The organism is Janthinobacterium sp. GW822-FHT07H10, assembly GCF_058798675.1.
In genome coordinates, this window is record NZ_JBXAKS010000027.1 from 1 (window position 1) to 17,266 (window position 17,266).

Consider the following 17,266-nt stretch of genomic DNA (forward strand, 5'->3'; position numbering starts at 1 on the left):
ATGCCGAACATGTCGGTCACGCCATTGGCGGCCAGGGTTTCCACGAACGCTTCGGACGGCGTCATCTTTTGCGGGCCGGTGGGGGTGGCCGCTGCGGCGGCGGCTTTTTGCTCGGTCATGTCATTCATGGGTGTCTCCTGGTCTGTGGTGATTGAGGCTGTTGAAGTGATCAACTTATTTATCAAAAATCGGTATATTTTGTTCCGAAATTTGATATACAATTCAATTTAAGCGTTCAGCAATCAAAAGTCAAACAGAATTTCGAGGAAACGGTACAATTTGAGTTCGAAAATGAAATAACACACAGATACCCAACCGAGGCCACCATGGACATGATTTCATCCCCAAAACTTGAGCCAGAAAAACTGGAAGGCGACACGCCCACGATGCGTTTGTTTGCCTTGCTGGAAGTGATTGCCGAGAAAGACCAGCTGCTGTCGCTGCAAGCGCTGGTGGAAGAAACGGGCCTGCCGAAGCCCACCTTGCACCGCATGCTGCAACAGCTGGAAAGCGTGGGCGTGCTGCAGCGCGAAAGCGATGGCCGCCACTACAGCACGGGCGTGCGCCTGCGCCGGCTGGCGTCGAACCTGCTGATTAACAATACTTTCCACGGCGCCCGCCGCATGGTCTTGCGCCAGCTGGTCGAGGAAGTGGGCGAAAGCTGCAACCTGACGGCCTTCAGCGGCAGCGAAGTGGTGTACCTGGACCGCGTGGAAACGGCGGCACCGCTGCGCTTCTATCTGCATCCCGGCTCGCGCGTGCCGGCCCACTGCTCGTCGAGCGGCAAGCTGTTCCTGGCGCAAATGACGCCCGTGCAACGGCGCCGCCTGCTGGGCCACATGGAATTGACGCGCTTTACGGACAAGACGGAGACGGACCCCGTCAAGCTCGAACGCGAACTGGAAGTGGTGCGTCGCAATGGCTATGCGCTGGACGACGAGGAATTCCTGCCCGGCCTGCTGTGCGTGGCCGTGCTGGTGCCGAACCCGAATGGCCGCTCGAACCTGGCCGTGGCGATCCAGGCGCCCATCATCCGTTTGACGCACGACAAGGCTTTACATTTCTTGCCAGCATTGCAGCGCGCCGCGCAGGCATTGGCCGCCATCGAATCGGAAACCATGCCGACGACCGGTGGCGACAGCGAAGCATTGCAAGCCGGTAATTCATAAACGCCGCGGCGCCCACGCTGCGGTTTGACCAGGAGAACAAGGTGCCAGATTCACGCCAACATCCCCCCGCAGCGGCGCAAGCCCCGCACAGCATGCAATCGGTGCGCAGCCTGTTTCATATCGACAGCGACCTGCTCGTGCCCGTCTTCACGGAGCGCGACCCGCACGTGCCCGACATCGACCCCGCCTACCGCTTCAACAAGGATGTGACCCTGGCGATACTGGCCGGTTTCACGCACAACCGCCGCGTGATGGTGCAAGGCTTGCACGGCACGGGCAAGTCCACGCATATCGAGCAGGTGGCGGCGCGCCTGAACTGGCCCTGCGTGCGCGTCAACCTCGATGGCCACATCAGCCGCCTGGACCTGGTCGGCAAGGACGCCATCGTGCTGCGCGAGCAGCAGCAGGTGACGGAATTCCAGGAAGGCATCGTGCCCTGGTCCTTGCAGCGCCCCGTGGCCCTGATCTTCGACGAATACGATGCGGGCCGCCCCGACGTGATGTTCGTCATCCAGCGCATCCTCGAACGCGACGGCAAATTCACCCTGCTCGACCAGAACCGCGTCATCACGCCGCACCCGCACTTCCGCCTGTTCGCCACCTCGAATACGGTGGGCCTGGGCAATTTGAACGGCATGTACCACGGCACGCAGGTGCTCAACCACGCGCAGATCGACCGCTGGAATATCGTTGCCACCTTGAACTATCTGCCGCAGGCCGAGGAAACGGACATCGTGCTGGCCAGGGTTCCCGCCATGAATGACGAGGCGGGCCGCCAGCTGGCGGCCAGCATGGTGGCCGTGGCCGACCTCACGCGCAAGGGCTATGCGGCGGGCGACCTGTCTTGCCTGATGTCGCCGCGCACGGTGATTACGTGGGCCGAGAATTGCCAGATCTTCCGCGACCCGGCCCTGGCCTTCCGCCTGTCCTTCCTCAACAAATGCGACGAGGCCGAGCGGCCCATGGTGGCCGAGTACTACCAGCGCTGTTTCAATGAGGAATTGCTGGCGACGGCGCCATGAGCGTGCCCGAGTCCCAGCCTGCAGCCTACACGCGCGAGCAGCAGGCAACCGATGAACTGTGCGCGGGCGCCATCCGCGCCGTCAGCGGCGTTGCCTCCATCCGCTACCGGGGCCGGCGCCTGCACGACGGCCACCGCCCCCTGCCCATCCACGCGGCCCATTTGCAGGCCGATGCCGCGCTACAGGATTTACCGTCCTTGCGCGGCGCGGCCGACAGCGTGGCCCTGCGCCTGCTGCATACGGATACGGCCCTGCACAAGTCGCTGTGTCCGCCAGCACCCGTGGCGCGCCTCGTCTTCGAGCTGCTGGAACAGTTACGGGTGGAAACGCTGGCGCCAGAGCAGCACGCGGGCGTGATCGAGAACCTGCGCCACCGCTTCACGGCCTGGTCGCACGCGTTCTACGATTCCGGCCTGGCCGAAGGTACTGCGGGCTTGCTCCTGTACACGGTGTTCCAGATGTGCTGGTCGCGCCTGACGGCGCGGGCCGTGCTGGAAAAGACGGAAGATTTCATCGAAGCGACGCGCTGGTCCATCTCGTCGCAGCTGAGCGGCGACCTGGCCGGCCTGCGCCGGCACCGCGCGCACCAGGCCACCTATGCGCGCCACGCGCTGGCCATCGCCCACGCCGTCGACGCCATGCTGCAGGATGCGCAGGCGGCGCGCGATGGCCAGCAGGACGAGGCGGGCGACGCCAGGGCGCAGGCGGCCTTCAAGCTGCTGCTCGATTTCGACAGCGACAACGATCATCTCCCTGACGCCGCCCCGCTGGGCGAGAGCCGCGCCTTCAGCGACGGCGATGGCGCTTATCGGGCTTATTCGACGGCGTACGACCGCGAGGAAAACGCGGGCGAACTGGTGCGCCGCGCCCTGCTGCTCGAATACCGCGAACGCATGGATGCGCGCATCGCCAGCCTGGGCATCAACACGGCCCGCCTGGCGCGGCGCTTTACCCATCTGCTGGCCCTGCCGCAGCGCGCAGGCTGGTCGTTCGGCGAAGAGGAAGGCTATCTGGACGGCCGCCGCCTGGCGCAACTGATCAGTTCGCCATCGGAACGCCGCCTGTTCCGCAAGGAACAATTCCTGCCGCAAGCCGATTGTCTCGTCACCTTTCTCGTCGACTGCTCCGGCTCCATGAAGACGCATGCAGAATCCGTGGCCGTGCTGCTCGACATGCTGCTGCGCGCGCTGGACCAGGCCGGCGTCACGACGGAATTGCTGGGTTTTACGACGGGCGCGTGGAACGGCGGGCGGGTGAAACGCGACTGGATGCGCGCCCGCTCGCCCGCCAATCCGGGCCGCCTGAATGAACTCGTGCACATGGTCTTCAAGGGGGGCGACACCAGCTGGCGCCGCGCGCGGCCCGATATCGCGGCCCTGCTGAAAGCGGACTTGTACCGCGAAGGCGTCGATGGCGAAGCCGTGGAGTGGGCATGCACGCGCATGCTGGCGCGCCCGGAACGGCGGCGCATCCTGCTCGTCGTGTCCGACGGTTGTCCGATGGATACGGCCACGAATCTGGCCAACGACGAGTTTTACCTGGCCCAGCACTTGAAACAGGTGGTGGCGCGCCGCGAGGCGCAGGGCGCCATCGAGATTTGCGGGCTGGGCCTGGGACTGGACCTGGGCGCCTACTACAGCCGCAGCCTGGCCACCACCCTGCCCGCCTCGCTGAACAATGAACTGTTCAGCGAGATCGCCCAGCTGATCGCCGGGCGGGCACGGCGCTGATCACACTGTGGATTTGCGACGGCGCGCCATCACGCCGGCCAGCGCCAGCCCCGTCAGCAGCATCACATAGGTTTCCGGTTCCGGCACGGCGCTGACGTATTCATACGTCACTGCCACGCGGCCCGAGGCGGCCGTCTGGAACTGCGTCAGCAAATTGCCGGAGCCGCTGCCCGTCGAGGAACCGATGGCGTTCAGGCCCAGCTGGATCAAGCCGCCGCCCGCCGAGGAAAACAGGGCGAAATCGCTGGCGCTGGCGCTCGTATAGCCATTCGAACCCGTGCTCGACCGGGGTCCCGTATTGGCGCCCGACGTGCCGGCAAAGTCGATGCTGCCATCGAAGGCGCTCAGGGCAAACGTCTGCGTGAACAGCGGGTTGGCCACCAGCAAGGTGGAATTGTCGGGACGGTACAAGGTCAGCAGCGACGCCAGGCTCAGCGTCACGTCGGAGGCGCTGGCGTCCAGGCTTTCCGCCTTGCCGCTGCCCTGCACGGCGCCTTCCAGGTGGAACTTGATCGAGGTCAAGGTCCCCAGATTGCTGTCGAACTTGCCCAAGCCCAAGGTGTCAGCCCAGTTGGTGGCACCCAGCGCGCGCTCGGCGGTAAAGGTGATGGTTTCAGTAGCCGCCTGGGCGGAAGACATGGCGCCCAGGCCAAGCATGGCCGCCGCGGCCAGTGCGATCAGGGATTTTTGCATTGAGGACTCCAATTCATTCAAAGAGGAAGAGTGGATCACCCGGTGATTCACTCAGGAAACGCGAGGGAAACCCCCGCGCCACAGCCCGGCCGTTCAGCGCTCCAGGCAATCCATTGTAATAAATGAAAGAATCGCAATATACTCAGTTTGTTGCAATTTTAAAAATAAATATTATTATTTTGATTGCTTATATCCTTATGAAAAACCGGGGAACACACCGTTTCCACCGCGCCTCAAGCGACGCAGTAACGCACGGCATGCGCCTCCATCGGCAAGGGGATTTCCCAGTTCCACAGCATCGCTTGCAGCTTCTTGTTGCTGAGCGAGGTGTCGCGCTGGCCGTTGCGCCTAAGTAATTCCTTGCGCGGCTGCTCCAGGTACACGAGTTCCACCTGCGCATGGTATTTGTAGAGCAGGTTGAGCGTCTTTTCGCGCATCAGGCGGGACAAATGCGTGGCGTTCCACACGAACGGCTCGCCACGGCGCAGCAGTTCTCGCGCCCGCTCTTCAGCATAGTCGCCCACCTGTCCCTCGTTCTTGCCATGCTTCAAGCCCAAGGCCATCCGCGCATCGTCGAAGGAGACGACGGGCAGGCGCGGATGGTGCTGCTCCACCCAGGTATTCTTGCCCGAGGCGGGCAAGCCCGACATGACGATCACGTGCGAACCCGGCTCCTGGAACAGCGGGTAATCGGGATGCGCCTCGGCGCCGCGAAAATACTTCACGCGCGTGTGATCGTCGACGAAGGCGCGCCGCTGGCCATAGCAGCCTTCCTCGCGCGCCAGTTCGCGGAACAGCTCGATGGCGTCGAGTATGCGCTGCGGATCGGGGCAGATGCGCCCGCGGATATCGGCCTCGGCCAGCATGGCCAGCAACCGGATATCGACTTGCCACGACAGTTCGCGCACGGTGAACTCGGGCGTGACGCCGCGCCGCGATGGCTCCAGCGCAAAGAAGGGAACCTGATGCACATTGATCAGGCGGCAGATTTCCTCGCGCACGGCAAACGGCACGTCGCCATCCCACAGGGCGATGCGCGCATCGAGGGCGCCCTTGCGCGAGTGGCCGGGCTGGCCGATGGCGCCCGTTGCCGGGTCGATCACGGTGGTACTGCACTTGGCCACGTCGTGCAGCAGGGCGGCCAGGAAGACGATTTCCTGTTCCGCCCGCGTGGCGGCCTGGTAATCGGGCATGGCCAGCAGCGATTCCACCACCATCACCGTATGCGTCCACACATCGCCTTCCGCGTGGTAGACGGGATTTTGCGGCGTCGTCTTCGCCAGTTCCAGCTGCGGGAAGGCGGCCAGGCAGGCGGCAAGGTCGGGCGACTGGCCCGCCATGGGCACCAGCTGTTGTAACTGTTTCCAGTTCATTTTGTACTCCTTGAAAATACTGCCAGCTCATCGAGCGAACGGCAGGTGTGCAGGCCCAGGCCCTCCCACGTGACGAGCGGCTGCGGCGCGTACAGGTCGACGCCGTCGGCCAGCTGGTTCGGGATCAGGGGCCGCGTGCTGTGGTGCGAACCGCTGTCGAGGATGGTTTGCGTAAAGTCATGGCGCACCAGCTTGTAGCGGGCCAGCACTTGCGTGTCGTCTTCCACCTTCAGGTACAGGCCTTCCGCGTGGTCGGACTTGTCCGTCTGCTTCCAGCACAGGTCCGGCGGCAGGCGCTCGCGCGCCACCACGTGGTCAAACGCCTCGCGCCACAGCCGGGACTTGGCCAGCGAGTGGCGCAGCAGCTGCCACAGCTGTTTCGGCGCCGTGGGCATCGTTCCCGCATACAGCACGGGGACGGACAGCACGGGCGAGCCGGCCAGCATGGCGTGGCGGCGCGCCGTCGACAGGAAGGTCTGGGTGCGGCGGCAATACACGTCGAACTCGTTGAAGTAATGGGGCAGGCGGTCGTAAAACACGGAATGCTTGCTGTAAGCCCATTCGCCAAACAGCACATACTGATCTTCCAGCAGATGCAGCAAGGCGTGTTCGTGCGCATGCGCCCACGGTTTCAACAGGTTGAACTGGCGTTCGCTGCCGCCGCCCACCAGGTAGTGGCCGCGCGACTGCAGCAGCACGTCGCCCGCGTCGCTGAACGACACGGCCGCGTTGGCGCCATCGATTTTTTCCTCGATGACGACGTAGAGGCCGGCCAGCTTTTTCAGGGGCATCTGGTCGGCAGCGTCGTCGCCGTCCTGCAGGCGCGAGCCTTCCAGGTGCGGCGTGCGCGGGTATTTGAATAAGGGCAGAGATTGTAAAAACATAGCGTCCCACGCCGCGTTCACCGGGGCGTGTCCATACAGGGTCAGGGGTGCTGACGACGTGTTCGGGCGTGGACGATCAGGACGGTGGTCCTGGATACGTGTGCGGATGGAGCAAAAACAGTGCCGCAGCAATCGGGGGCGTCAACGCGCCGAACGATGCTGCAGAGAGCATTTCGTCAGCGTTAGCAGGTGATGGCGAAGAAGCGAGGCACTTTTGGCTCCAATAAGGAAGGGGTTCGAGAAAGAACGGGGAATATAACGGCTGTTTGATTATTTTGCAAGGCGCACGTTTCAATCGTGCGCCTTGCAGTGCGCCGTCTAGAAGCGGTACTCGAGGTTCAGCCACACGCGCGGCCTGGGATCGCTGTTCGCCTCCGATTGCGGCCGGCCGCCCACCGTGCGCCAGGCCAGGGCCGCATCCACGCTCCACGCCTGGTGCTGGTAGCGCAAGCCCAGGCCGCCGCCGCGCAGGCTGCGCCGGTTATCGCCGGCCACCACGGGCTTGGCGTTGAGCGTGACGCGCCCCGCATCCATGAACGCATACGGCGTGAAGGCGCCGGCGCCGTAGCGCAGTTCCAGCTGCGCCAGGCCGCCCTCGTCGCCCGTGGCTTCGCCCGATGGATAGGCGCGCACGCCGCTGGCGCCGCCCAGGCTCAGCTTTTCCGAGGAGTCCAGGTTACCGTCCGCCTGCTGCCAGCCCACATGGGCCATCAGGCTGAAGCCGGCAGGCAAGGATTGCAGGCGCACGACATCGAGGTTGAACTTATGAAAGCTGCCCCTGGTGCCGTAGGCATCGACGGCGGCCAGGCCCGCATCGAGCTTCAGCTTGCCCGGCGTCCAGCTCACGCTGCCATACGTCACGCCATCCCAGGCGTCGCGGTAATCGAACTGCAGGGCCACGGGCAGCGACTTGCTCGACTTGCTTTCATAGGTGGCCGTGCTGTCGCGGTTATCCTGCAGGTGCTTCGACTGGTAGGTGGCGATCAGGGTCAGGTTCGCCTGTTGCGAGCGCAGGATGGGATAGCTGAGGCCGGCGCTTGCCACCTTGGCCGTGCCATTCGCATGCAGGCTGGCAAATTCCTTCGCCAGCACATAGCTGGTGTGCGAATACGCCACATTGCCGCGCAAGCCCGAAGTACCCAGGGGCAGGCTGTAGCCAAGCGAACCAAGCCATAACTCTTCCTCGCTGAGCAGGGCCCGCACGCTGATCTGGTCGCCCAGCAGGAAGGGACTGTTGATATCGATATTCGCCCGCAGCCGGTTTTTCCCCGTGTAGCGGCTGCCGGCGTTGTCCAGGCCGATATCGCCGCTGATGCGCCGCTCGCGCGCCACCTGGACGATCAGGTCGCCCGTGCCCGCCTGCTCGCCCGGACGCATCGTGGCGCTGGCCACGATGCCGGGCAAGTCATCGAGCAGCAAGGCGGCACGTTCGAGCGGGGCGCTGGCGATCACGCTGCCTGGTTGCAAGTTGCCAAGGAAGGCTGTCGCCTGCCGCGCAAGCGCGGCATCTTCACCTTCCGCCCGAACCACGCCGTAGCGTCCCTCGATGATGTCGATGCGCAGCTCGCCGTGCTCGAGGCCTTGCGGCGGCACGATGGCGCGGGCAAACGGATAGCCGCCGGCATGGTAAAACGCGCTGAGGCGCCCGGCCAGGCCGCGCAGGCCGGCCAGGTCAAACGTCGTGCCCGTTACCTCGCCCAGCGCCGCGCGCAGCGCCTCCTGGCTGAACACGGAATTGCCCGCCAGCGTCACGGAACGCAGCGTCACGGCCGGCCCGCCGGGCGCCACCGGTGCCGCGTCGAGCGGCGCCTGTATCGTCAATGGCTGGCTGTCGCGCGGCGGCGCCAGCGGCGCCTGCAACTGCCGCAGGGTTTGCCCCGCATCAGGTGGAACTTGCGCGTGCGCGGCAAACGGCAGGAAGGCCAGGCCCAGCGCCAGGGCAAGGCGCGTCGCCTGTGGATGTGGATGTTTTTTCATGGATGCTTTTATTTGTTGAGTCAGTGCCTTCATTGCGCGGCGCTTTCCGCCACCGGGACTACCGGAGCCTGGCGTATGCCACCGTTGACGACGAGGATGCGCGTATAGCCCGCACTATCGGTACCGCCCGCGGCGGCCAGCAGCGTGCCAGCGGCCGCCGGCGCAGGCTGCGCCGCGTCGGCCACGGGGACGAGCAGCAGTCCACCGGCGATGGTGGCGCCACCAGCGGGCGCCGCGCCGGCAGCACCCTGCCCTGCCACGCCAGGCACGGCCGGTCCCGCCGCGTAAGCCGTCGTTCCTGCCGCCACGTCGTTGGTGCCCGTGGTGACCTGGCGCCGCGCAAGGCGGATCGCGTTCTCCAGTGCCGGATCCGTCTCGATCTTCAGGCTGCCATTGCGCGCCGTGATCACATAGTTGCCGTTGCTCAAGCCGGAAGCGTCGATGGCGTAGCTGCCCACGCTCTCTCCCGCGGCACGGCGCAGCACGCCGGCCAGGCTGTCGCCGGCCACCAGGCTGCCATCCGTGACCTGGTACGTCAGGCTGGGGTCGGCATTGCCATAGGCCTTGCTTTTCGCATCGGCCGTCACAACGATGGGGCGCGCGGCGATGCTTGCGCTGGCACTGTCCGTGTTCAGCACATAGTTGCCGTTCGACAGGCTCAAGGTGCTGGCGTCGAAGCGGCTGTAGCGCCCGGCGCTGCTGCCGCTGACGCGGGCCGTGCCGCTGACGGTGGGCGCGCTGTCGCCATTGACCAGTCCCGACAGGACGAAGCCGGCATTGAAGGTGGCGCTGCCGTCATACGTCTTGCTGACGGCGACGTCCAGCGCGCGCGGCGTCACCGTCCAGTACACGGGGCCGCCCGGCGTCAGCGTATAGCCCGTCTTGCCCAGCACCAGGCCCGTGTCATAGGTGATCGTGTAGACCCCGGCCGACGAGGTGGCGGTAGGCGCCCCCAGCCAGGAAATGGTGCCGCTGGCGCTGGCGTCGGTGACCAGCAGGCCGCCGCTCAGGGCGTCGTACAGCGCATAGTGAAAGACGGGCACGTCGCCATACACACTGCTGCCCGGGGCCAGGCGGATGTAGACGGGCTTGGACGCATTGCCGGCCGCATTGTCGACCGAGGTAATGGCATCCTTCAGCTGGGCCACGGGCGCGGCCGCATAGTAGACGGACATGCCGCCGCTCTGTCCCGGGGCCAGGTCGGCCGCGCGCAGGAACATGGCGTAGCTGCCGTCCGTCCGGCCCGAGGCCACGGCGGTGGTGCGGGGATCCTGGTTGATGGCATTCGCGAAGACGCAGCACCGGCTGTGCACGGTATCGACGCCCGCCGTCGTGGAATAGAACAGGATGGCCGAGCCGCTCGTCGTGCTGTCCGTTTCCGTCACCATGATGGCATTCGACGCATTCTTGCCATCGCTCAATGGCGCAAATGCGCCAGAGACGATATTGCCCTTGGTCTTGTAATTGGCGTCGGAAGCGCCGATGTAGTCATCGCCCGTGCCCAGCCACATGCGCACATTGGTCAAGGGCGTATCGCTCAGGTTGGTGAGCCGGCTATCCATGTTGACGAAGGAATCGCCCGCCTTCAAGGCATAGGTATGCGTGACGCGGGCCGACTGGTTCAGGGTGCGGAAAGTCAGCGTGCCCGACGTCACCACCGTGCCCTGCCCCTCCTGGTAGCCGGCGATATTCAGGGAACGGTTGCTCAGCGCCGCCGCATAGTCGCCGCCGCCCATGCCGGGCATGCCGCCCATGCCGCCGCCCATGCCATTGGCGATCAGCAGCTCGCCATTCGCATTCCACGACGTGCCGCCATTGCCGCCTGCCGCCACGGCAAACTCGAAGGGCCGGCCCAGGGTCAGCTGGAACCAGCCATTGCGGCCAGGACTGGTATTGTCAAAATAAAACGGGGTTTTCAGGAGGCCATCGGCCGTAAAGGAATCCTGGCTGCCATCGCCGAAGCGCACCTTGCCATTGTCCAGCACCAGGTTGTTCACCTTGCCGGCGCTGCCTTTTTGCCAGGTGAAGGCGCCGGATGCCGGGATATTCACGGCCACGCCGGCCGCCACCTTGTAGCCGCTGCCTGCGCCGTCGGCCGTGCCCTGGCCATACTGGTAAGCCAGCGAGCCGCTGCCCGTCGCGTTCAGGTTCGCGTTGATGTTGATGTTGCGCTCGGCAATCAGGCTGAGCTTGTTGGCCGACCACGCGATGGCGTCGTTCACGTGGATGTCGCCATTGCCGCCCGTCGTGCCCATGCTGCTGGTCATGATGGCGAAATTGTTGCTGGCCAGGGCATTCGACACCTCGGCCCCCGTCATGTTGCCGCCGCTGGCAGCCACCGTGAAGTCGTTCGGATCGATCAGCCAGGTGCCGGTCGCTCCGCGCGGCGCGGCCGTGCTGACCCGCGCGGCGTCGATTGCGACCCGGTTTGCACTGGTTTCGATGAAACCGCCGTCGCCGCCCTGCGGCGCGCTGGCGTCGAGCACGCCTGCCACCCTGACGCTGCCCTTGTCCATGTCGCCCAGCAGCACGATCTGGCCCCGTTCGCCCGTGGCCAGCGTGCGCGCCTCGATCACGCCCGTATTGTTGATGACGCTTGACGCCAGTTCGCCTGCCGCCTTGGCCGTCAGGAACACCCGGCCGCCGTCGGCCTGGATCGCGCCGCCATTTTCGATCAGCGTGTCGAGCGCGCCCTGCGTCACTTGCAGCTTGACGGGGCCGCCCACGTCCAGCGTGACCTGGCTGCCGGCGCCCATCAGCACGCTGCCGGCGCGCGCGGCGAGCGTGCCGCTGTTGACGATGCGGGCGGCAATCAAGGCCACGTAGCCGCCGTCCGCCACGCGTATCGTGCCGTCATTGACGATGCTGCCGCCGCCCTTGCCGTTGAAGACATGCTTGTTGCTGCGCAAACTCGCGCTGTCCACATCCAGGGTTGACGCCACCAGGCCGCCCACGTTGACCTGGGCAGTGCGGCCAAACAGGATGCCGTTCGGGTTGATCAGGTACACCTGGCCATTCGCGTTCAGGCGGCCGAGGATCTGCGAGCCATTGCTGTCGAGGATGCGGTTGACGGCCAGCGCGCTGGACGAAGGCTGGACGAAGTTCACGCTTTCCTTGCTGCCGACATTGAAGCTGGACCAGTTCAGCGTGGCCTGCTGGCTCGCCTGCTGCACCGTCGTGGTGGTGCCGGACTGGCTGATGGTGGCCGTGCCCGCCACCACCTGGCCGCCCGTGGGACCGGCACAGGCGGGTCCGCCCAGCGCCAGCGCGCCGATGGCGGCCACGGCGGCGGCCAGCTTGCGGCGCGCGCCCTTGCCGCGTCCGCGCGACGTCTCGGCGACGGCAACCCAGGCATTCAGGACGTGGCTCCAGACGAGCCGGTAAATATGATTCAGTGAAGCGTGACGGTGCATGCTGTGTATCCTTGTCATTGTGGATGGGGGCGCAGCCGCGCGCGAGCCCTCCCTCACCCGGGAGGGGCAGCGCCGGCGGGCGAGAAAGCGGCTGGACATGCGCGATGCGGCAGCCCTCTGTCCCTGGCGCCATTTCTGTTGCATTTCGCTACACAGTCGTGGCTAAAAGCTACAGAAATTTCTTGGGGGAAATATAACAAGAATTGCAGATTTATAAGTGAGCAAACCTGAGCAATTCCCGAGCGATTCAGTCGGGAATATGCGCGCCGAGGCTAGGCTGGCAGGCGCATGGAAAAGCTGACGATGCCGTCGCTGCCCGTGCGCTCCAGCGTCACCTGGCCGCCGTGCAGTTCGGCGATACGCCGCACCAGGTACAGGCCCAGCCCGGCGCCAGGCTTGTGCTGGGCGATGCGGCCACGGAAGTATTTCTGGAACAGGCGGGGGATTTCATCGACGGGCAGCGCGTCGCCATCATTGCTGACGGTAAACTGGATGCCGCCATCGGCGGGCATGGCCGCGTCGAAGCGTATGGCTTGCGCCTGCGGCGCGTGCCGGTCAGCATTGCTAAGCAGGTTGCGCAGCGCCACGCGCAGCAGGCCGGGATCGCATTGCAGGCGCGCCGGCAAGTCCCGCATGCTGGCCTCCACCCTGCCGGCCGGCCATTCGGCCAGCACGGTCTCGAGCAGCACGCGTGGATCGCAGTGCTGGGGACGGAAAGTGGCCGCGCTCGTTTCCATGCGGTCGGCGCTCAGGTATTCATCGACGAGGGCGGCCATGCGGCCGCTGGCCTCGCGCAGGTTCTGGCAGCGCTGCAGGGTCTTGTCCCACACGGCGCCAGGATTGCGGGCAATTTGCTGGGCCGTCGTATTGATGATGGCCAAAGGCGTGTGGAATTCATGCGATACCATGGCCACGAAATCCTGCTGCTCTTCGCGGGTGCGCGTTTCCACCTCTAGCGCCGCGCGCAACTCGCCTTCGAGCGCGGCGCGCCGGCCGATTTCCTGCCGCAGGGCGGCCGTGCGCAGCGCCACCTGTTCTTCCAGCCGCTCGTTGAGCGCCCGCACGGCCCGCACGGCCTGTGCCTGCGCCAGGTCCTTGGCGCGGCGCAGTTCCGCGTAGCGCCGGTTCAAGCGCAAGCTCATCAGCATCATGTGCACGAACGCCCCCAGGGTAGCGGCGTGGTTGGTCCAGAAATTGGGCGGCAGCACGCCCATATTGCGCAGGAAGCTGACCAGCACGCCCGCGTAAAAAATGCCGAATATCAGCAGGAAGGCGCGCGCCGGGCGGTGGCCGCGCAAGGCCAGCCAGCTAGCCAGCGCGATGAAGACAGCGATCAGCGGCAGCGCCGCGCCCTGCACCACCAGCACGCCGGCGGCGTAGCGGCCGCACAGCACCAGCAGGGCCCCGGTCAGGGCGGCGGCGGCCGTGGCGCCCATCACGCCGCGGCTGAAGCGCGGATACAGGGCGGACAATTCCAGCTGCAAGATGGAGAAACGGGTACCGACGGCGATGGACGCCGCCATCGACACGCCCAACATGGGATCGGAAAGCCAGTTCGGCATGCTGAAGATCTGCTGCGGAATGGCGATCGTCAGCGCTTCCGTGGTGGCATTGCTCAGCACATACAGCAAATACCAGCCACTGTGGGCTTCCCGCGTCATGCGCCAGAAGAAGATGTGAAACAGGATCAGCAACAGATAGCTGCCGAACTGCAAGCCGTAATACAGGTATTCGCGGCGCGACGACTCATCGAAGGCCGCGCGCGGCCACAGGGTCAGTTCCGTCGACATGGCTTTCTTGCTGTGCAGGCGCACCAGCCACTGTTCGTCCGCGCCCGCCTGCAGGCGCAAGGGAAACACGACCTGGCGCGCATCGACGGGCCAGGCGGCGCGCGGCACGTCCGCGCCCGCCGTTTGCAGCGCCCAGCGCCCCTCGCCGTCGAGCCGGTACAGGCGCACATCGTCGAGCACGGCGTTGCTAAAACGCAACACCCATTCGTCGGGCGATGCCGCCGCGCGCACCACGTCCAGGCGCAGCCAGATGGCGTCGTCCGTGTAGCCGGCGCTGACGGCGGCAGGCAAGGCCCGCCAGCCAGCCGCATGCAGGGCCGCATCGGGATCCAGCTTGCCGCCGGGGTCAGCCAGCATGCGCAGGTGGCCGCTGGCCGTCACCTTTTGCGCGCCGGCCGGCAGCACCAGAGGCGCAGGCGCGGCCCATCCGGCAAGAGGGTGGAGGGCGGCGAAAAACAGGAAGATGGCGAGCAGGATTTGCATGGCGGCGCAGCTTACCACAGGCAGATCAAGCGACCATCAAGCCGCCTTCACGCCGCCGGGGCGATCGGTTATCCTTGCGCCATGTTGAACCTTATTCTGCTTGAAGACGAAGCCGTGCTGCGCCAGGAACTGGCCGAGTTTCTCGGCGACTGCGGCTACCGCGTGAGCACCGTCGCCGACCTGGCCGGCTTTCATGCCTGCTACCAGACCGCGCGGCACCACATCGCCGTCATCGACCTGGGCCTGCCCGATGGCGATGGCATGGAACTGGTCAGAACCCTCCGCGCGCAAGACCCGCAGCTTGGCATCCTCGTGTTTACGGCGCGCGGCACCACGCCGGACAAGATCAAGGGATTGAGCGGCGGCGCCGATTACTACCTGCCCAAGAGCACGGACCTCGACGAACTGGCCGCCACCCTGCTTGCCTTGCAGCGGCGCCTGGGCGAGCCGTCGGCGCCGGCCACCTGGATACTCGAACTGGGGCCGCGCCGGCTGTTGCCGCCAGGTTGCAGCGCCATTGCGCTATCACAACAAGATGCCACCGTGCTGCGGGTGCTGATGGCCGAGCCGGAACGCATCGTCAGCCGCCAGCAAATCGTGCAGTCGCTGGGCGAGGATTACCTCGATTACGACCAGCGCCGCCTCGATACGCAAATCCGCCGCCTGCGCCGCAAGACGGAGCAAGCCACGGGACTGCCCTTGCCCATCAACACGGCGCGCAATGCGGGCTACCGTTTCTTCGCCGACGCGGCGGTCCGGCCCTGAGCCTAGGCCAGTAGCTGTGGCACGGCCGCCGTCATCAGCGAAATGCCGATCAAGGTCAGCACGGCAAACGCGATGCGGCGCATGCCGCGCTGGGCGATCGGCGGCGGGTAGCGCTTGCCGGCCATCGTGGCCAGCACGCCCACGGGCAGGGCCAGCATGCACAGCAGCAAGACCTTCGCGTCGAGCTGGCCCTGGCTGCCCGCCATCAGCGAGCGCCCGCCCGCGCTGATGGCGAACAGGAAGATCAGGCTGTAGCGGATGGTGGTCAGGCTCATTTCCTGGCGATAGAACTGATACACGAGCGGCGGCCCCGCCAGCGAAAACAGGCCTGAGAACAGGCCGCCGCACACGCCGCTGATGAAGAAACTGCGCCTGTCGGCCGCACCGGGTCCCGGCGGCGCCTGCAGCAAGATGCTGACGCCGCCATACACGATGGCAGCACCCAGCAGCAGCTTCAGCAAGGGCGCATACGCCTGGTCCAGATAGCCCAGTAGCAGGACGCCGGCCGCCATGGCCGGCAGCAAGCCGATGCTGGCCGCGCGGATGGCGCGCCAGTCCAGGTGGTGCAAGGCGCCCGGCAAGGCCACCAGGCAATTGGCCAGCGACAGCAGGCTGACGAGGGCCGCCAGCGCGGGCACGGGCGCCAGGCCCAGTCCGCTGGCCACGCCCATGACGATCATGCCCAGTCCGAACCCCGTCACGGTCTGGAAATACGTGCCCGCCGCCACCACGCCCAGCAGCGCCAGCACGGGCAAGCTGAACAGAAAGTCAGCGTCCACCCTGGGCCTGCACGGCCGTCACCGCAATGACGTTGTAGACATCGTCGGCGCTGCAGCCGCGCGACAGGTCGTTGGCCGGCTTGTTCAAGCCTTGCAGCAAGGGTCCGATGGCGACGGCGCCGCCCATGCGCTCGGCCAGCTTGTAGCCGATATTGCCCGCGTCCAGGTTCGGGAACACCAGCACGTTGGCGCGGCCATTGACGACGGAATCCTTGACCTTGCGCTGCGAAATCTCGGCCACGATGGCCGCGTCGAGCTGCACGTCGCCATCGATGGCCAGCAGCGGACGCTGGGCCTTGACCCGGTCCGTGGCCGCATGCACCTTGTCGACGGCCGCGTGGTGGGCGCTGCCGCTGGTGGAAAACGACAGCATGGCCACCCGCGGCTCTTCCATCAGCAACGCTTGCGCGCTGTCGGCGGCGGCCATGGCGATGTCGGCCAGCTCTTCCGCTTTCGGATCGACGACGAGGGCGCAGTCGGAAAAGATGAAGCCGCCCTTCAGGCTGTGGAACGGTTCGCATAGCATCATCAGGAAAAAGCTGGAGACCAGCTTGAAGGCCGGGTCGACGCCGATGATCTGGATGGCGCTGCGCACCACGTCGGCCGTCGTGTGCACGGCCCCTGCCACGCAGCCGTCGGCGTCGCCCAGGCGCACCATCAGGTTGGCGTAGCACAGGGGGTCCTGCACGGCGATGCGCGCCTGCGCCACCGTCATGCCCTTGGCTTGACGCAGCACAAACAATTGCTGGGCATAATGCTCCGCCTCGCTCGAGGCGGCCGGATCGACCAGGCGCACGGCGTCCAGGTCCAGTCCGTGTTCGCGCGCCAGCGCCAGGATGGCGGCCGGCTTGCCGACGATGGTGATGTGCGCCAGGCCTTCGGCAGCGGCGCGCGCGGCCGCCTGCAGCACGCGCACATCGTCGCCCTCGCACAAGACGATGTTTTTCGGCACGGCGCGGGCCTGGGCGATGATGCGGTGCAGGGCTTTCATGGAAACTCCAATTCGGTAAAAAAATGCCGGAACCACGGAAGCAGGAAGATGGTTCCGGCATACAAAACCCGGCGCGATTGCCGGGGTCATACAAGGAAGGGGCCGACGGATTACACGTAGTCTTTGTACTTGTCCAGGTGACGGATAGGCTTGCTCAGCGCATCGCGGCGGAACGGGTCGCCCAGCTCGCGCGTGCA

At 65.7% G+C, this 17,266-nt stretch carries 12 protein-coding genes; 4 read left to right on the plus strand and 8 right to left on the minus strand.

The features are described from left to right. Nucleotides 1-332 precede the first annotated feature (332 nt). The 3 genes from AC1RDJ_RS28030 to AC1RDJ_RS28040 all read left to right on the plus strand — a co-directional run bounded on the left by AC1RDJ_RS28030 (nucleotide 333) and on the right by AC1RDJ_RS28040 (nucleotide 3,921). The gene (locus tag AC1RDJ_RS28030; RefSeq protein ID WP_442905831.1) at nucleotides 333-1,169 is read left to right on the plus strand and encodes an IclR family transcriptional regulator; all 837 of its coding nucleotides are present in this window, start codon (nucleotides 333-335) and stop codon (nucleotides 1,167-1,169) included. Nucleotides 1,170-1,261: 92 nt separating this feature from the next. Next, nucleotides 1,262-2,191 (plus strand): AAA family ATPase, encoded by a 930-nt coding sequence (locus AC1RDJ_RS28035; RefSeq protein WP_071324514.1) that lies wholly within the window; start codon nucleotides 1,262-1,264, stop codon nucleotides 2,189-2,191. Continuing rightward, entirely contained in the window at nucleotides 2,188-3,921 is a 1,734-nt protein-coding gene (locus AC1RDJ_RS28040; RefSeq protein WP_493029400.1) for a cobaltochelatase CobT-related protein, read from the plus strand. Before AC1RDJ_RS28035 ends, AC1RDJ_RS28040 begins: the two co-directional genes overlap by 4 nt. Here AC1RDJ_RS28040 and AC1RDJ_RS28045 read toward each other — a convergent pair whose 3' ends face one another. From AC1RDJ_RS28045 to AC1RDJ_RS28070, 6 genes are all read right to left on the minus strand, one after another. Continuing rightward, complete coding sequence (locus tag AC1RDJ_RS28045) at nucleotides 3,922-4,614, minus strand: choice-of-anchor E domain-containing protein (protein WP_289889146.1); 693 nt, start codon at nucleotides 4,612-4,614, stop codon at nucleotides 3,922-3,924. 233 nt (nucleotides 4,615-4,847) lie between these two features. Further along, nucleotides 4,848-5,987 (minus strand): AAA family ATPase, encoded by a 1,140-nt coding sequence (locus AC1RDJ_RS28050; protein WP_493029402.1) that lies wholly within the window; start codon nucleotides 5,985-5,987, stop codon nucleotides 4,848-4,850. Then, nucleotides 5,984-6,871: an RNA ligase family protein gene (locus AC1RDJ_RS28055; RefSeq protein ID WP_493029403.1), complete on the minus strand. Its 888-nt coding sequence runs from the start codon at nucleotides 6,869-6,871 to the stop codon at nucleotides 5,984-5,986. Before AC1RDJ_RS28055 ends, AC1RDJ_RS28050 begins: the two co-directional genes overlap by 4 nt. A gap of 318 nt (nucleotides 6,872-7,189) precedes the next feature. After that, nucleotides 7,190-8,848: a ShlB/FhaC/HecB family hemolysin secretion/activation protein gene (locus tag AC1RDJ_RS28060; RefSeq protein WP_493029404.1), complete on the minus strand. Its 1,659-nt coding sequence runs from the start codon at nucleotides 8,846-8,848 to the stop codon at nucleotides 7,190-7,192. Nucleotides 8,849-8,877: 29 nt separating this feature from the next. Continuing rightward, nucleotides 8,878-12,261 carry a two-partner secretion domain-containing protein gene (locus AC1RDJ_RS28065; protein WP_493029405.1) on the minus strand — a complete coding sequence of 1,128 codons (3,384 nt, stop codon included), beginning with the start codon at nucleotides 12,259-12,261 and terminating at the stop codon, nucleotides 8,878-8,880. 272 nt (nucleotides 12,262-12,533) lie between these two features. After that, a complete protein-coding gene (locus AC1RDJ_RS28070) occupies nucleotides 12,534-14,534 on the minus strand; it encodes a sensor histidine kinase (protein WP_493029406.1) in 2,001 nt (666 codons plus the stop codon). 81 nt (nucleotides 14,535-14,615) lie between these two features. Here AC1RDJ_RS28070 and AC1RDJ_RS28075 point away from each other — a divergent pair, with 81 nt between their 5' ends. After that, nucleotides 14,616-15,299, plus strand: coding sequence for a response regulator transcription factor (locus AC1RDJ_RS28075; RefSeq protein ID WP_493029407.1), 684 nt, complete (start codon nucleotides 14,616-14,618; stop codon nucleotides 15,297-15,299). A gap of 2 nt (nucleotides 15,300-15,301) precedes the next feature. On the opposite strand, the gene AC1RDJ_RS28080 is transcribed toward AC1RDJ_RS28075, so the two are convergent. Next, nucleotides 15,302-16,078 carry a TSUP family transporter gene (locus AC1RDJ_RS28080; protein WP_493029408.1) on the minus strand — a complete coding sequence of 259 codons (777 nt, stop codon included), beginning with the start codon at nucleotides 16,076-16,078 and terminating at the stop codon, nucleotides 15,302-15,304. Next, nucleotides 16,068-17,069: a phosphate acetyltransferase gene (pta, locus tag AC1RDJ_RS28085; protein WP_493029409.1), complete on the minus strand. Its 1,002-nt coding sequence runs from the start codon at nucleotides 17,067-17,069 to the stop codon at nucleotides 16,068-16,070. Before pta ends, AC1RDJ_RS28080 begins: the two co-directional genes overlap by 11 nt. Nucleotides 17,070-17,266: the final 197 nt, after the last annotated feature.

Bases quoted from the DNA above. Each gene is read 5' to 3' on its own strand.
- AC1RDJ_RS28030 (WP_442905831.1), top strand. From the start codon at position 333: ATGATTTCATCCCCAAAACTTGAGCCAGAAAAACTGGAAGGCGACACG.
- AC1RDJ_RS28035 (WP_071324514.1), top strand. From the start codon at position 1,262: ATGCAATCGGTGCGCAGCCTGTTTCATATCGACAGCGACCTGCTCGTG.
- AC1RDJ_RS28040 (WP_493029400.1), top strand. From the start codon at position 2,188: ATGAGCGTGCCCGAGTCCCAGCCTGCAGCCTACACGCGCGAGCAGCAG.
- AC1RDJ_RS28045 (WP_289889146.1), bottom strand. From the start codon at position 4,614: ATGCAAAAATCCCTGATCGCACTGGCCGCGGCGGCCATGCTTGGCCTG.
- AC1RDJ_RS28050 (WP_493029402.1), bottom strand. From the start codon at position 5,987: ATGAACTGGAAACAGTTACAACAGCTGGTGCCCATGGCGGGCCAGTCG.
- AC1RDJ_RS28055 (WP_493029403.1), bottom strand. From the start codon at position 6,871: ATGTTTTTACAATCTCTGCCCTTATTCAAATACCCGCGCACGCCGCAC.
- AC1RDJ_RS28060 (WP_493029404.1), bottom strand. From the start codon at position 8,848: ATGAAAAAACATCCACATCCACAGGCGACGCGCCTTGCCCTGGCGCTG.
- AC1RDJ_RS28065 (WP_493029405.1), bottom strand. From the start codon at position 12,261: ATGCACCGTCACGCTTCACTGAATCATATTTACCGGCTCGTCTGGAGC.
- AC1RDJ_RS28070 (WP_493029406.1), bottom strand. From the start codon at position 14,534: ATGCAAATCCTGCTCGCCATCTTCCTGTTTTTCGCCGCCCTCCACCCT.
- AC1RDJ_RS28075 (WP_493029407.1), top strand. From the start codon at position 14,616: ATGTTGAACCTTATTCTGCTTGAAGACGAAGCCGTGCTGCGCCAGGAA.
- pta (WP_493029409.1), bottom strand. From the start codon at position 17,069: ATGAAAGCCCTGCACCGCATCATCGCCCAGGCCCGCGCCGTGCCGAAA.